Origin of the sequence: Hydrogenophaga sp. (genome assembly GCF_041913525.1) — a bacterium.
Lineage (GTDB): Bacteria > Pseudomonadota > Gammaproteobacteria > Burkholderiales > Burkholderiaceae_C > Hydrogenophaga.
This window is the reverse complement of record NZ_JAYSFD010000001.1, coordinates 78,350-91,890: the sequence shown is the minus strand read 5'-3', so window position 1 is coordinate 91,890 and position 13,541 is coordinate 78,350. Positions and strand designations below refer to the sequence as shown.

Below are 13,541 nucleotides of genomic sequence, written 5' to 3'. Positions count from 1 at the left end.
CCGCTTCGGGGAAGCCTTGGGCCAAGCCAAACGCCAGCAAAGCTTACCTGCCCCAGCGCCCTTGTCCGATGAGGCAAGTGCCACGGGATCCGGCCAGCCCACGGCGACTGAAATCGGTAATGGCCTGCAAGCCCAGCAACAAGGAAGGCCGGTTGCACCTGCATTCAGCTCTGCGCGATGAAGCACAGCCTGGTCGTTCGGCAACGCGGTGTCTTCACCATCATTTCGACACTGGCTGCCGTCACAGTATTGTTGTTCGTGGGCTTGGTGGTAGATGCCGGCCGGATGATGCTGGTGCATGCCGAACTGCAGAACGCGGCCGATGCATGTGCACTGGCCGCGGCCGGGGAGCTCAACAACAGCCCCAACGGCACCGCCAGCACGCGAGCCGCCCTGGCCGGCAAACAAATTGTGGCCAATTGGTCGCTACAAAACTTCCAATCTGAACCCATCAGCAGCGCCGACGTCGCCCTGCGATTCAGCACATCGCTCAATGGCACCTTCAGCGAAACCGGCAGCGCCAGCGCGCGTGTGGCGGAATGCCGCATCACCCACCCCGGCCTCAGCAGCGTGCTGATGAAACTGGCGGACCTGACAAACTTGACCCCGCAAGCCGTGGCACGCGCCGGCTTGGTGCCGGGGGGCCGGGTCTGCACACTCCCGTTGGCACTCAGGAACCAAACCTACGCCGTGGGCACCAGCTACACGCTCGCCCCCTACTTGCTGCTGACCGAGCACAGTGGCGGCGCGCTGAAAGACGACGCAAGCTACAACAACCTGATTGCGAACTGGGGCAGTTGTCTGGTCAGCACCCTACCCCACATCGTCACCTTGGGAGACTTGTCAGCGTCTGTGATCGCTGCGATTGATGCGCGCCATGCCAACGACCCCGAGGTGGGTGCTGGCACTGGTACCACACCGCGGCGTGTACTCGCAGTGCCCTTGGTCGACAGTACCACCAAGCTCACCGACAGGCGATGGGCGTGCATCGAACTGGTTGGCAACGGGTATTTCAAGTTCCTGGGCTACGCCAATGACGGCACTTTCGTGCCGCCGGCCACCACCAAACCGTGGTGCATTGCTAGCGGGCAGCCGCTGGGCATTCACAAGGTGGGCACCATCACCTACACCACCGGCCCTTTCGTGCCGGCCTTGCTGCAATGACAAGTTCGGCTCGCCACCTGCCCCCCTCGCGCGGGGACCGCGCCCGTGGGCACGCCCAACAGGGCGCCGCCATCGTCGAACTGACGGTGGTGCTGGTGTTCCTTCTCATCCCGCTGCTGATGCTGATGGTCGAGTTCGGTCGGCTGGTGCAAACGTACAAAACACTAGTGCACCAAGCCAACCATACCGCACGCTACCTATCGGTCAGGCAACCCGGGCAGGCGCACGACACCGCACGATGCCTGTTTCTCACCGGTCAGGCGGTGGACAGCTGCGATAGCTCGGCCTACGTGCTTCCGGGACTGGTGACGTCCGATTTCGTGCTGCGGATCGCGGACGCCAGCCAGGGCGGAGTGCAGAAGGACTGGCCGGTAGACGCAGCCAATGGGGCTCGGCGTTTGAACCTGGTCACGGTGTCAGCCAGTGGCTACCCCTACGCCCTCACCTTCTTTCCTCTCTTTGATCTGCCCTCGCTGACATTGCCGACAGTGACGGTCACTTACAGGCAGGTGAACTGACATGCTGCGCCGCCGATCACGCCAAGCAGGCGCTGTGCTACTGGAGTTCACCCTGACCTTCGTGGTCTTCTGGGTCGTCTTCATCGGTCTGGTCGAGTTTGCTCGCACGGTGCTGACCTGGAATGCAGCGCAGGAGGTGACGCGAATGGCCGCTCGCTACGCAAGCCTCTGCGACAAAAACCTGTCTCAGCAAAGTCTGATCATGGGCCGCCTGCGCTACCTGGTGATGGCCACCGGCCAGGTCGATGTGGGTGATCGTCTGGACTGGTTGCAGTTCGAGTACCTCCCTGCCGGATGCACAGAGGCCACCTGCGAGCAGGTTCAGGTGCGGCTGAACGACGTCAGGCTGCACCTGATGTTGTCGGGCTTCCCGGGGTTTCCCTCCGACGTGGCGCTGCCCGACAACCAAGTCACGGTCGCGCGGGAAACCATGCGCAACTACGTGGCAACGAACACCGTTTCATCGAACCTGAACGGTGTTTGCCAACCGTTCTGAACCCACCGAGCACCCTCATGCGAATCGTTGTCTACACCCCCACCCACTGGACTCTGCCCCCTGGCTTTGCGCCTGTGGGCGCAGATGAGGTGCAAGTGCTGGAAGGCCGCCTGGATGCCCTCGTTGAAAACGTGGTTCCACTGCACCCGGACGTGCTGCTGGTGGCGGGTTTTGCAGATGCTCCTTCCCTTCTGATGGCACTGGAGCGCACCGGCCAGGTACTCGTCCACACCACGGTGTTGGCCGTCTGCCCGGACCCCAACCCCGACTTGCTCTTGCGCATGATGCAAATTGGCGTGCGCGAAGTGCTCAGCGCCGAGCCCACTCAATGGCAGGCAGCCTTTGAGAGGGCACGCTCGCGCTCGCTCACACTGCCCTCCGACAAGGTGGCTGCACCCTTGGCGATGCAAATCGGCTTTATTTCGGCCAAGGGCGGTGACGGCAGCACCAGCCTGGCGGTGAACATGGCCGCGGCACTGGCTGGCGATGGCCTCAACCGGGTGCTGTTGATGGATCTGGCACTGCCCTTTGGCGATGCCGACATCAGCGCCTGGAGCAGAACTGCCGAGCACGATCTTGCCGATTTCTGCCGTGAGGTGCACAGGCTCGACGACGCGCTGCTGGCTTCCATGGTGGCTCAGATCAAACCCAATCTGCATTTCGTGCCCTCGCCAGCCGAGTTCGACAAGGTCATTGGCATCGAGCCTGCAGCGGTGCAGCAACTGCTGGCCTTCTTGGCCACGCGCTACCACTTCATCCTGATCGATGTGGGCAGCCACGTAGACCCGATCACGCTTCGGGTCTGGGAACGGCTGAACGAGGTCGTGATGGTGAGCACAGCCACCGTGCCATCGCTGCGCCGGCTCAAGCGCTTGAGGCAACTGTGGGAAAGCCTGGGCCAGGACACCGGGCACCTGAAGGTGGTGGTCAACCGACTGACCGGCAAACCCGACATGGAGTTGGCCGCTTTTGAACGCGTCTGTCCCGGCGCGACCTTGCGCCGCCTGCCAGTGGAAGCAGAAGGCATGAAGGCATCGGTCATGCAAGGCACGCCACTGGTGGAACTGCAGCCGCGGTCTGCCTACGCCCGACACGTGCAGGCCTGGGCCGCGGAATGGTCGGGCCGTCCACGAAAAGAGAAATCGATATGGCAACGCTTAAAGAAAAAATAAGCGCCTGGAGCTATGGCAGCTCCCCCCCGCGCGAGGCAGAGGGACAGACACCCACGCGCTCGGTAGCGCCCACCAAGAGTGATTCCTTGCCAGCGCCGCAGCCCTCTGCTGCACTGCCAGTGGTGCCCGCGGTCTCGAGCAACTATTACGCGCTCAAAACGCGCCTGCACCAGTCGCTGATCGCACGCATCGACCTGGCCGCGGCCGAGGCCATGCCGCCGGAGCAGCTGCGATTGCAACTGCGGGAGGTGTTACAGGGCTTGATCGCGGAAGAAACCGTACCCATGAACGAGCACGAGCGGCGCGCCCTCGTGTCAGACCTGCAGAATGAGGTGATGGGCCTGGGGCCACTGGAGCCGCTTCTGGCCGACCCGGATATCTCCGAGATCATGGTCAATGGCTACGACACCCTCTTCGTAGAAAAGCGCGGCCGCATCGAACGGGTAGCTGCACGCTTCAACGACGACGCACACCTGCTCAAAATCATCGACAAGATCGTCTCGCGCGTGGGCCGTCGCATCGACGAGTCCAGCCCCATGGTGGATGCCCGTCTGCCCGATGGCTCACGGGTGAACGCCATCATTGCGCCCGTAGCAGTCGACGGACCTGCCCTTTCCATTCGGCGGTTTGCGGTCAAGCCACTGAAGATGGCCGATCTCATTGATCGGCGCACGCTCACCCCAGGCATGGCCCAGTTGCTGGCGGGCATGGTCAAGGCCAAGACCAATGTGCTGATCTCTGGCGGCACCGGATCGGGCAAGACCACCTTGCTCAACATCCTGTCGGGCTACATACCCGAAGAGGAACGCATCATCACGATCGAAGACACGGCCGAGCTGCAACTGCAGCAAAGCCACGTGGTTCGCCTGGAGACACGACCGGCCAACTCCGAAGGGCGAGGTGAAATTTCCATGCGTTCGCTGGTGAAAAACAGCCTTCGCATGCGACCTGACCGGATCGTGCTCGGCGAGGTGCGGGGCGGCGAGGTAATTGACATGCTGCAGGCCATGAACACAGGCCACGATGGCTCACTGACCACGGTGCACGCCAACACGGCCCGTGATGCGCTCGCACGCCTGGAAAACCTGGTGGGCCTGGGTGGCGTGACCTTGCCCGTGAGGGCGTTGCGCCAGCAGATTGCATCGGCCATCAACGTGGTCGTTCAGGTCAGCCGCCTAAGTGACGGCAGCCGCAAAGTCACCAGCCTGCACGAGATCACGGGCATGGAAGGCGATGTGATCACCACACAGGAAATCTTCCGCTTCGAGCGCACGGGTGTGAGCGCCGATGGCTCGGTGCAAGGGCAGTTCAGGCCCACGGGCGTGCGGCCGGTGCTGGCAGAACGCCTGAAGGTGTTTGGCATCGATTTGCACGAAGACCTGTTCAACCCGAGGGCTGCGGCATGAGCGCGCGTGGCCTGGACAACCCCCTGGCCTGGCTGCTGCTGGCCTTCGTCTTCGCGGTCAGTGTGCTGTGCGTGTTATGGCTGGTGTCGATCTGGCGGCACCGGCTGGGCCCTCAGGGGCGGGCGCTGCGCGGGCGCATGGACCGCTTGCTGGGCCCCACTGATGCCAGCACGGGCGAAGATCGCCTGCTCAAGGCCAGTGCGGACCGGGAGATGGACTTTGTCCAGAAGCTGCCGGGCATGGAGAGGCTGAGCCATTGGCTGGAACGCACCCAGTCCAGCCAGACCGCCACCGCCTTCCTCGGTATGGTCGCCGTGCTGTTCGCGGCCACCTTTCTCGCTGTGGGGGTGCTACTGCAAACATCCTGGCAAGCCGCGCTGGGCGCGGCACTGGTGGTGGCGGCCTTGCCCTGGCTGGTGCACCTGCAAAGAGACCATCGCCAAAGGCGGCGGTTCGATGAGCTGTTCCCCGACGCGCTGGACTACCTGGCGCGGGCCTTGCGGTCCGGGCAGGGGCTCTCGGCGGGATTGGCGTTGGTCGGTCAGGAGTTTGCTGACCCCATCGGCCGCGAGTTCAAGAAGACGGTGGATGAGATCAACTACGGCCTGAGCTTTTCCGACGCCATGGGCAACATGGCGCGGCGCGTGCGCAGCGCAGACATGGACTTCTTTGTGGTTGGCATCGTGCTTCAACGCGAGACCGGGGGCAACTTGGCGGAGCTGCTGGAGGGGCTGTCAGCCACAGTGCGTGAGCGCATCAAGCTGGCAGGCAAAGTGCGGGTGATCTCGTCGGAGGGACGGCTCTCCGGCATCGTGCTGGGCGTGCTGCCATTCATCCTCGCTGGCCTGCTGACAGTGCTCAATCCCGAGTACATGAACACGCTATGGAAGACAGAGGCCGGCATGAAGATGGTGGGCGCCAGCCTGGTGATGATGGCCCTGGGTGGCCTGTGGATCTGGAAGATCGTTCGGGTGAGGGTCTGAACATGGGCACGCCAATGGATGGGCTTCTTCTATGGCAGCTGCTCTTCAGTTTTCTGGTGTTCGCCTCGGTGGTGGTGGCTGTGCTGGCCATTCACCGCGGACTGGAGCGACGTCGCGAGCATCGGCGTCTGCGACAGCTGGTCGGTGGCGAGCCAGCCCGCACAGCGCCGGTGCCGACGCCAGTGCGCACACCGCCCAAGACCTCGCGCTGGGTCGACTCGCTCTACAAGCTCTCATTGCCGAGCGAAGGCTGGTCGGAATCCGCCGGTCGGCTGAAGTTCCTGCGCGCCGGCTTTCGCAGTGCTCAAGCGCCAAAGGTCTACCTGGCCCTCAAGAGCGCGCTGGTTCTGCTGCTGCCGCTGCTGGTCCTGACCGGATTGGCTTTGGCCGGCGTTGACTGGGACACCACCCGCAAGGTGTTGTGGGCGTTGCTGGCCGCTGCACTGGGGTATTACGGCCCGGATGTGTACCTCCACTGGCGCACGCGCACGCGGCAGCAACTGATGCAGCGGGGATTGCCCGATCTGGTGGACCTGATGGTGGTGGCCCTGGAAGCCGGCATGGGACTGGACCAGGCCATGACCCGAGTGGCGCGGGAACTGGTGCGCAGCCACCCCACCTTGTCCGAGGAGTTTTACCTGGCCGGGCTTGAAGTGCGGGCCGGTGTGGCGCGCGCCGTGGCGATGAAGAACCTGGCCCAACGCATCGCTCTCGAGGACCTCAATTCACTGGTGACCATGCTCAACCAGTCTGAACGCTTTGGCACCGGCCTGGGAGAGTCCCTGCGCGTGCAGTCCGACGTCATGAGGGTTCGGCGCGGGCAGCGGGCCGAGGAGATCGCGGCCAAGATTCCGGTGAAGCTGCTGTTCCCCCTGATCTTCTTCATCTTTCCTTCCATCATGGTGGTGCTGATCGGACCAGGCTGGATGCAGATCATGGCAGCGCTGCGTTTCTCATGATCACGACAACTTGGGCACTGGGCCTTGCCGCGATGCTGGGTGCGCTGGCCGGGCTAGCCACGGCGGTGCTGGCCATCTGGCTGCCTCAGCGCATCCTCAACGAAGAAAACCACTGGATCGCCCACCTCAAGGGCGAGACGCCCCAAGCTCTCACCCCGCACCGACTGAGCGAATGCGTGGCGTATGCGTGGCAAGGCCGGCGCAAGCTGCTGGCCCTGGTTGGCATGGGCATGGCCATCGGCACGATCCTGGTGGCTCTGCGCGGGGCCTCATGGCCCACTCTGCTGTGGGCGGCCTGGGTATGGACCTTGCTCACCGCTGCGCTGATCGACGCCAGAACCCAACTCCTGCCGGACGCGCTCACACTACCCCTGCTCTGGGCGGGCCTGCTCGTGCAATCGGTAGATGGGCTCGCCTACCTGGGCCTGCAGCAGGCCGTCTGGGGCGCAGCCGCAGGCTACCTGGTGCTCTGGGCCCTGGAGTGGCTCTATGTCTGGCGACGCGGCCAATCGGGCGTGGGGCAAGGTGACATGAAGTTGATGGCGGCCATCGGCGCGTGGTTGGGGCCACAAGCAATACCCCAGGTGCTGCTGCTGGCCGCGCTGGGGTCGCTGCTCTGGCAATACGGGCGCCGCGGACGCCAGGGCCTCTCGGGCCAGTCCGAATTTGCCTTTGGGCCCTGGATTGCGCTGGGCGCCGTGGCCTGGCTGGCGTGGAGCATGGGGTAATCCATCACCTGCCGCCCCTAGACCACGCAAACTCAAGCCAAGTAGGGTCAGTGGTCCATGCGGCTGTAGGCCAGGCGGCCCGCCATCCAGTGCAGCATCACGTGCGCGGGCATGCGCCCTGGCGGCTGCACCACCAGCACATCGGCGCGTTGGCCTGCGGCGATTCGCCCGCGGTCGGTGAGGCCGGCGGCATCGGCTGCGTGGGTGGACACCAGGGCCCAGGCTTGCTCAAGGGGGCAAGCGTCGTCTTGCGCCAGGCGGAAGGGGGCCTGCAGCATGGCGGGGTAGTAGTAGTCGGAGGTGAGCACGGTGCACAGGCCCTTGGCCACCATGTCGGCCGCGGCGACCGCGTGGCGCTGGTGGCTACCGCCACGCACCACGTTGGGTGAGCCAAAGACGATCGGGTTGCCCAGGGCCTGGGCGGCGCGAGCGGTTTCTTCGTTCTTGGGGAACTCGGAGATCGTGCAGGCGATGGCTTGGTATTCGTGTCGGGTCTGTGGCGTGAGGTCGTCGTGAGAGGCCATGGGAATGCCCGCCTGTTGCGCGGCGGCCGCGAGCTTGGCGGTGGAGGCGGGCACCTCGCCTGCCCGGTCGGCCACACGGGCGACCAGCGCCTGCAGCTCAGGCGCTGACAGGCCGGTGCGCTGCAGCACCGTTATGGCGTCAGCCGGCTTGTGAAGCTTGCCCTGGATGTCGGCCAGGTGGTCGTTGAAGGCCAGCAGGTCCACGCGGCCACTGGCCAGCCATTCCAGGGCCAGGGCCTCGCCGTCGAGGTTGAAGGTTTCGTGGCGCAGGTGCAGGCGGGTGTCGCACAGCAGGTCGTCGCGGGCCGCTTCCAGCGCGTCCATCACCGCGATCAGGCTGGCCTGGCTGCGCAGGCCTGGTTCCCAGGAATGGGTGACGCCGTGGAAGGCGGTGGAGATGCCGTTGGCCACCAATTGGCGATCGGTGTCGGCCAGCGCCAGACGCATGTCGAAATGCACGCCAGGGCGCGGCATGAGCTGGCGCTCGAAGGCATCGCCGTGCAGGTCGATCATGCCGGGCAGCACCAGGCCCCCACGGGCGTTCACGGCGCGATGGCCATGGGTGCTGCCATCAACGGCCCTCACCACGCCGTCTTCGATCAGCACCACGGCCTCGTCTTGCCAACCCGAGGGCAGCAGTGTTTTGCCGCCGGTGATGGCCCACTTTCCTTGTTCAAGCATCGTTGCGTTTCCTGTGTAGACAAGTCAGCCCGCATGGTGGCGCGCGCGCATGACAAGCCCACGACGACCGGGCACTCGCGCTGCCTTGTCATGAAAACTTCATGCCCTCGGTACGGTGGTGTCACAGGCCAGGGCGAAGCTTGCGAAGTTGTCTAACCAACTTTGTTTTGCGAGGAGTCCCCCATGAACTGGCTGTCTGCCGCCGCCCGACTTTTTGCGGCCACCACCTTGTCCTTCGCCGCCGTTGCCACTGCCCATGCACAGACGGTGCGCCTGGCCGTGACCGACATCGTGGGCCTTGAAAACCTGCAGCGCGAATACCTGCCCTTTCAGAAGCTGCTGGCTGAGAAGTCGGGCCTGAAGATTGAGCTGTACCCGGTGCCCAACCGCACCGCCGCGGTGGAGGCCTTGAACGCCAAGAAGATCGACATGGTGCTGACCGGCCCGGCCGAGTACGTGGTGTTCAAGAAGCGCACTGATGCCAAGCTGGTGGTGGGCTTCAGCCGCCCCGAGTACCACGGCTCGGTGGTCACGATGGTGGGCTCGGGCGTGGACAGCGTGGACGACCTCAAGGGCAAGAAGGTGGCACTGGGCGATGTGGGCTCGACCTCGCGCCACCTGGCGCCGATTCAGGTGATGGCCGACATGGGCCTGCAACCGCAGCGCGATGTGCAGATCGTGCACATCAACCGCAACGTGGCGGTGGAGGCCATGAAGCGCGGTGACGTGGCGGCCATCGGCATCAACCGCACCGACCTGCCGGGCCTGGCCAAGAAGTTCCCCGACGTGGTGTTCAAGGTGATCGCGCGTGGCCGCGACCTGCCCAACGACGTGCTGCTGGCCGGCGCCCACGTGCCCGATGCCACGGTGGCCAACCTGAAGAAGGTGTTCAGCGAGAACAGCGAGGCCCTCATCGCCGCCGTGCTGCAAGGCCCGGACGAGAACCAGAAGTTCAAGGGCATGGCCTTCGTCCCGACCATCAGCGACAGCGACTACCACTACGTGCGAAAGATGTACGCCACGATTGGCCAGCCGCAGTACGCCGCCTTCGTGGGCGACTGAATTCCTCTATCGCCTGCACGGCCTGCCCCCATGTACCGTCCCGAATCTGGCCCCACCGGCTTGCTGCCGCATGGCGCACTGCCCGACGCTGCCCGCCAGCCCCCACCCGCCCGAGACGACGACGTGGGCGACCTGGTGGTGCGAGGCATCACCAAAGCGTTCACCCCGGGCTCGCCGGTGTTGCAAGACGTGAGCTTTGCCATTCCGGCGGGGCAGTCGGTGGCCTTGATCGGCTCAAACGGTGCGGGCAAGTCCACCCTGTTGCGCTGCTGCATGAACCTGATCGAGCCCGACAGCGGCTCGGTGTATCTGTTTGGCCAGCCGCTGCAGGCCCAGTCGACCGCCAGCCTGCGCCACCTGCGCTCGCAGGTGGGCTTTGTGTTCCAGAAGCACAACCTGGTGCCGCGCCTCTCGGCCCTGACCAATGTGCTGCAGGGCGCCTTGGCGCGTGCGCCCTTCGGGCATGCCTGGTTCCAGGGCACGGCGCCGCGCGCCTTGCGCGAAGAGGCCATGCACTGCCTGGAGCGCGTGGGCCTGGCCGACAAGGCCCGCCACCGCGCCGACCAGCTCTCGGGCGGGCAGTCGCAGCGCGTGGCCGTGGCCCGCGCGCTGATGCAGCGCCCGCGTTTTCTCGTGGCCGACGAGCCCGCGGCCAGCCTCGACCCGATATCGGGCGAGGAGGTCATGTCGCTGTTCTCCAGCCTGGTGCAAAGCGAAGGCCTCACGCTGCTGTTCACCTCGCACGACCTGGAGCACGCGGTGCGCTACGCCCACCGGGTGATCGCCCTGAACCGGGGCCGCATCGTCCAAGACGTGCTGTCTGCCCAGACCCAAGCCACCGAGCTGAGAACCTTGTATGACGTCCACCACGCCGCGCCTTGACCGGCACGCCTTGCCCGCGCGTTTTGAGCGCCTGAGCGCCGCCGCCTTTACCGCTTGGGCGCTGGCCCTGGCCTTCTTTGTGTGGTCGCTGCAGGGCACTGGCGCGTCACTCACCGACTTCGTGGAAGGCTTTCCGCAGATGGGCCGGCTGGTGGGTGAAATGCTGCCGCCCTCCACCGCGCGCCTGGAAGCGGTGGGCCGCGCCTTGCTGGAGACCTTCCAGATGGCGCTTGTGGGCACCGTGGTGGGTGTGCTGCTGAGCGTGCCCATCGCGGTGCTGGCCACGCCGCACCTCTCGCCTCACCCGCTGGCCTACCACGCGGCGCGTTCGCTGATTGCCTTCTTCCGCACCGTGCCCGATCTGGTGTGGGCGCTGCTGTTCGTGGTGTCGGTGGGCCTGGGGCCGTTCGCCGGCACGCTGGCCATCGTGGTGGACAAGCTCGGTTTTTGCGGCCGCTTCTTCGCCGAGGCCATGGAAGAGGTGGACCGGGGGCCGCAAGAAGCGCTGTCGGCCATGGGCGCCAGCCGCGGCTCCATCATCCTGTGCGCGGTGATTCCCGCCGCCCTGCCCTCGTTCATCAACACCTCGCTGTTCAGCCTGGAGAAGGCCACGCGCTCGTCGGTGATCCTGGGGCTGGTGGGCGCGGGGGGCATCGGCATCGAGCTGAAGGTGGCGATGGACCTGTTCGGCTACGACGAGGCGGCCACCATCATCCTGGCCATCTTTGCGCTGGTGCTGGTGGTGGAACGCGCCAGCGTGCTGATCCGCCGGCGTGTGCTGTGAACCGCTCGGCCCGCCTCACCAGCTCGGGCGGGCCACCCCCGTGCCGAAGGGCTCGTCGCGCTTGCGCACAGCGCCCTTGAAACCCAGGGCCTGCACATCGGCATCAAAGTCGCGCTTGGCGCGGGTGAGGTGGGCACGGGCGTCCATTTCGGCGGCCAGGCGCTGCATCACGGTAGCGCCACCCACCTCCAGTGCGAGGTTGACGATGCGCTTGTTGCAGGCCAGCAGCTCGGGGTCAAGCGAGGCCATGGCACCGGCCTGGCGGGCCACCTCGGCGTCAAGCTCGACCGCGGGCACCGACTGCATCACCAAGCCGAGCTTGGCGGCGTCTCGCCCGAGCAGCACATCGCCCGTGAGCAGCAGGCGCTTGGCCCACTGAGGGCCCACGTGGTAGATCCACATGTGGTTGGGCGGTGAGCCCATGGCGCGCGTGGCGGGAAAGCCGATGTGGGCGTCGTCGGCGGCAATGAGCAGGTCGCAGTACAAGGCCAGGTCGGTGCCGCCGGCCACACAGTGGCCGTGGATCTTGGCGATCACGGGCTTGTGCAGGTCAAACGGGGTGCGCAGCAACTCGGCGTAACGCTCCAGCTTCCAGGCGTCGTCGTCGAACGAGCCCATGCCGCTGCGGTAGGTGCCTTCTGGGGCATCGGCCTCGCTGGCGTAGCGGGCATAGGAGGCCTTCATGTCGTAGCCGGCGCAGAAGTCGGTGCCCGCGCCTTCCACCACCACCACGCTCACCGCGCGCAGGTCGTCGGCTTCGAGCAAGGCGTCGCGGTACTCGCGCAGCAGGTCGTGCGACAAGGCGTTGCGCCGGTCTGGGCGGTTCAGGCGCACCGTGGCCACGCCATTGGCCACGGAGAAGTCAATGAAGTCGGTGGAGCGGATCCATTTGGCCATGGGCAATCTCTTGTTAAGCGAAGACAAACGCCGGTCTGGCGTGTCGGTGGTTGATCAGCATACCAATCATTGGTTCAACCATCAATTATTAAGCAGTTATCACAGGCCCATGACAGGCTGACGAATACCCCCAACCGGTATCAACACTGTCGCATCCAAGGGAAAACCCGCTTGTGTGACAGCGTTGTCACGAAGGGGTCGCGGCGGCTCGATGAAATCCACCCGTCGTCCTGCATGGTGCAGGAGGCCGGGGGGCCGCACAACGGCCCCCGACCAAACCCAACGGAGTATTTCTTCATGAAAAAGAGCCTGATCGCTCTGGCCGTCCTGGCCACCACCGGCGCCGCCATGGCGCAGTCCAACGTCACCCTGTATGGCCGCATCGACACCTCGATCGGCGCCGAGAAGGTCAATGGCGTGAGCACCACCAAGATGTTCAGCGGTGCCCTGACCACCAGCCGCTGGGGCCTGCGTGGTTCGGAAGACCTGGGCGGTGGCCTAAAGGCCAACTTCCAGCTGGAAACCGGCATCAAGTCGGACACCGGCGCCCAAGGCACCGAGGGCAGCGCCTTCGACCGCCAGTCGTGGGTGGGCCTGAGCGGTGGTTTCGGCTCGGTCAAGTTCGGCCGCACCGACAGCATCTTCAAGGACATCTACGACCTGGGCAACGCCTACAACGTGTGGGATTCCGACTTCACCTCGGGCAAGGTGGCGTATGACGGCGTGAAGAACTTCACCAGCCGCCCGACCAACCAGGTTCGCTACGACACCCCGAACCTCAGCGGCTTCAGCGCTGGCCTGACCTACGCCATGGACGAGAAGGTGGCCAAGGCCGCCGAAATCACCGCGATCGGCGTGCGCTACAACGCTGGCGCCCTGGCCGTGGGCCTGGGCTACCAGGACGAAAGCTTCTACCAGGACCCCACCTCCGACCGCAAGTACACCGCGCTGACCGCCACCTACGACTTCGGCGTGGTGCGCGCCTCGGCCCTGGTTCACAACGCCAAGCAGGCCAACGGCCTGAAGGACAACGACTTCGGCATCGGACTGAGCGTGCCCATGGGCAACCTCGACTTCTCGGTGGGCTACGGCTCCAGCGAGACCAAGCGCAACGGCGTGAAGACCCTGGACGGCTCGGCCTTCTCGCTGGGCGTGACCTACGCCATGTCCAAGCGCACCAAGCTGTACGGCGGCTTCGTTGACGGCGAAGTGAAGACCGTGGCCACCGGCGCCAAGAAGGAAACCCGCCTGTACTCGGTGGGCGTTCGCCACGACTTCTGATCTG

The 13,541-nt window shown here is 65.1% G+C and carries 14 protein-coding genes; 12 read left to right on the top strand and 2 right to left on the bottom strand.

All coding sequences use genetic code 11. From position 1 onward, the window contains the following. Positions 1–177 precede the first annotated feature (177 nt). The 8 genes from ACE3RQ_RS00430 to ACE3RQ_RS00395 are packed head-to-tail and all read left to right on the top strand — an operon-like array spanning position 178 to position 7,426. Positions 178–1,164, top strand: coding sequence for a pilus assembly protein TadG-related protein (locus tag ACE3RQ_RS00430; protein ID WP_374518804.1), 987 nt, complete (start codon positions 178–180; stop codon positions 1,162–1,164). Next, positions 1,161–1,682 (top strand): TadE/TadG family type IV pilus assembly protein, encoded by a 522-nt coding sequence (locus ACE3RQ_RS00425; RefSeq protein WP_374518802.1) that lies wholly within the window; start codon positions 1,161–1,163, stop codon positions 1,680–1,682. The genes ACE3RQ_RS00430 and ACE3RQ_RS00425 overlap by 4 nt, the downstream gene beginning before the upstream one ends. Position 1,683: 1 nt before the next feature. After that, positions 1,684–2,178 carry a TadE/TadG family type IV pilus assembly protein gene (locus tag ACE3RQ_RS00420; RefSeq protein WP_374518800.1) on the top strand — a complete coding sequence of 165 codons (495 nt, stop codon included), beginning with the start codon at positions 1,684–1,686 and terminating at the stop codon, positions 2,176–2,178. A gap of 17 nt (positions 2,179–2,195) precedes the next feature. Continuing rightward, the gene (locus tag ACE3RQ_RS00415) at positions 2,196–3,350 is read left to right on the top strand and encodes a CpaE family protein (protein WP_374518798.1); all 1,155 of its coding nucleotides are present in this window, start codon (positions 2,196–2,198) and stop codon (positions 3,348–3,350) included. After that, positions 3,293–4,756 carry a CpaF family protein gene (locus tag ACE3RQ_RS00410; protein ID WP_374518796.1) on the top strand — a complete coding sequence of 488 codons (1,464 nt, stop codon included), beginning with the start codon at positions 3,293–3,295 and terminating at the stop codon, positions 4,754–4,756. The genes ACE3RQ_RS00415 and ACE3RQ_RS00410 overlap by 58 nt, the downstream gene beginning before the upstream one ends. Beyond that, positions 4,753–5,739 (top strand): type II secretion system F family protein, encoded by a 987-nt coding sequence (locus ACE3RQ_RS00405; protein ID WP_374518794.1) that lies wholly within the window; start codon positions 4,753–4,755, stop codon positions 5,737–5,739. Before ACE3RQ_RS00410 ends, ACE3RQ_RS00405 begins: the two co-directional genes overlap by 4 nt. After that, positions 5,706–6,698: a type II secretion system F family protein gene (locus tag ACE3RQ_RS00400; protein WP_374518792.1), complete on the top strand. Its 993-nt coding sequence runs from the start codon at positions 5,706–5,708 to the stop codon at positions 6,696–6,698. The genes ACE3RQ_RS00405 and ACE3RQ_RS00400 overlap by 34 nt, the downstream gene beginning before the upstream one ends. Continuing rightward, a complete protein-coding gene (locus tag ACE3RQ_RS00395) occupies positions 6,695–7,426 on the top strand; it encodes an A24 family peptidase (protein WP_374518790.1) in 732 nt (243 codons plus the stop codon). The genes ACE3RQ_RS00400 and ACE3RQ_RS00395 overlap by 4 nt, the downstream gene beginning before the upstream one ends. A gap of 47 nt (positions 7,427–7,473) precedes the next feature. Here ACE3RQ_RS00395 and ACE3RQ_RS00390 read toward each other — a convergent pair whose 3' ends face one another. After that, positions 7,474–8,631, bottom strand: coding sequence for an alpha-D-ribose 1-methylphosphonate 5-triphosphate diphosphatase (locus ACE3RQ_RS00390; RefSeq protein ID WP_374518789.1), 1,158 nt, complete (start codon positions 8,629–8,631; stop codon positions 7,474–7,476). A 183-nt stretch (positions 8,632–8,814) separates the two neighbouring features. On the opposite strand from ACE3RQ_RS00390, the gene ACE3RQ_RS00385 reads away from it, so the two are divergent. From ACE3RQ_RS00385 to phnE, 3 genes are read left to right on the top strand one after another with little or no spacing between them, the layout of a single operon-like run. Beyond that, entirely contained in the window at positions 8,815–9,693 is an 879-nt protein-coding gene (locus ACE3RQ_RS00385; protein WP_374518787.1) for a PhnD/SsuA/transferrin family substrate-binding protein, read from the top strand. A 30-nt stretch (positions 9,694–9,723) separates the two neighbouring features. After that, positions 9,724–10,575, top strand: coding sequence for a phosphonate ABC transporter ATP-binding protein (locus tag ACE3RQ_RS00380; RefSeq protein ID WP_374518785.1), 852 nt, complete (start codon positions 9,724–9,726; stop codon positions 10,573–10,575). Continuing rightward, the gene (gene phnE, locus ACE3RQ_RS00375; protein WP_374518783.1) at positions 10,550–11,359 is read left to right on the top strand and encodes a phosphonate ABC transporter, permease protein PhnE; all 810 of its coding nucleotides are present in this window, start codon (positions 10,550–10,552) and stop codon (positions 11,357–11,359) included. The genes ACE3RQ_RS00380 and phnE overlap by 26 nt, the downstream gene beginning before the upstream one ends. A gap of 15 nt (positions 11,360–11,374) precedes the next feature. Here the strand turns inward: phnE and ACE3RQ_RS00370 are convergent, their stop codons facing one another. Further along, positions 11,375–12,256, bottom strand: a complete 882-nt coding sequence (locus ACE3RQ_RS00370; protein ID WP_374518781.1) for a crotonase/enoyl-CoA hydratase family protein — start codon at positions 12,254–12,256, stop codon at positions 11,375–11,377. Between the two features lie 297 nt (positions 12,257–12,553). Between ACE3RQ_RS00370 and ACE3RQ_RS00365 the strand changes: the two genes are divergently transcribed. Continuing rightward, positions 12,554–13,537 carry a porin gene (locus tag ACE3RQ_RS00365; protein WP_374518780.1) on the top strand — a complete coding sequence of 328 codons (984 nt, stop codon included), beginning with the start codon at positions 12,554–12,556 and terminating at the stop codon, positions 13,535–13,537. Positions 13,538–13,541: the final 4 nt, after the last annotated feature.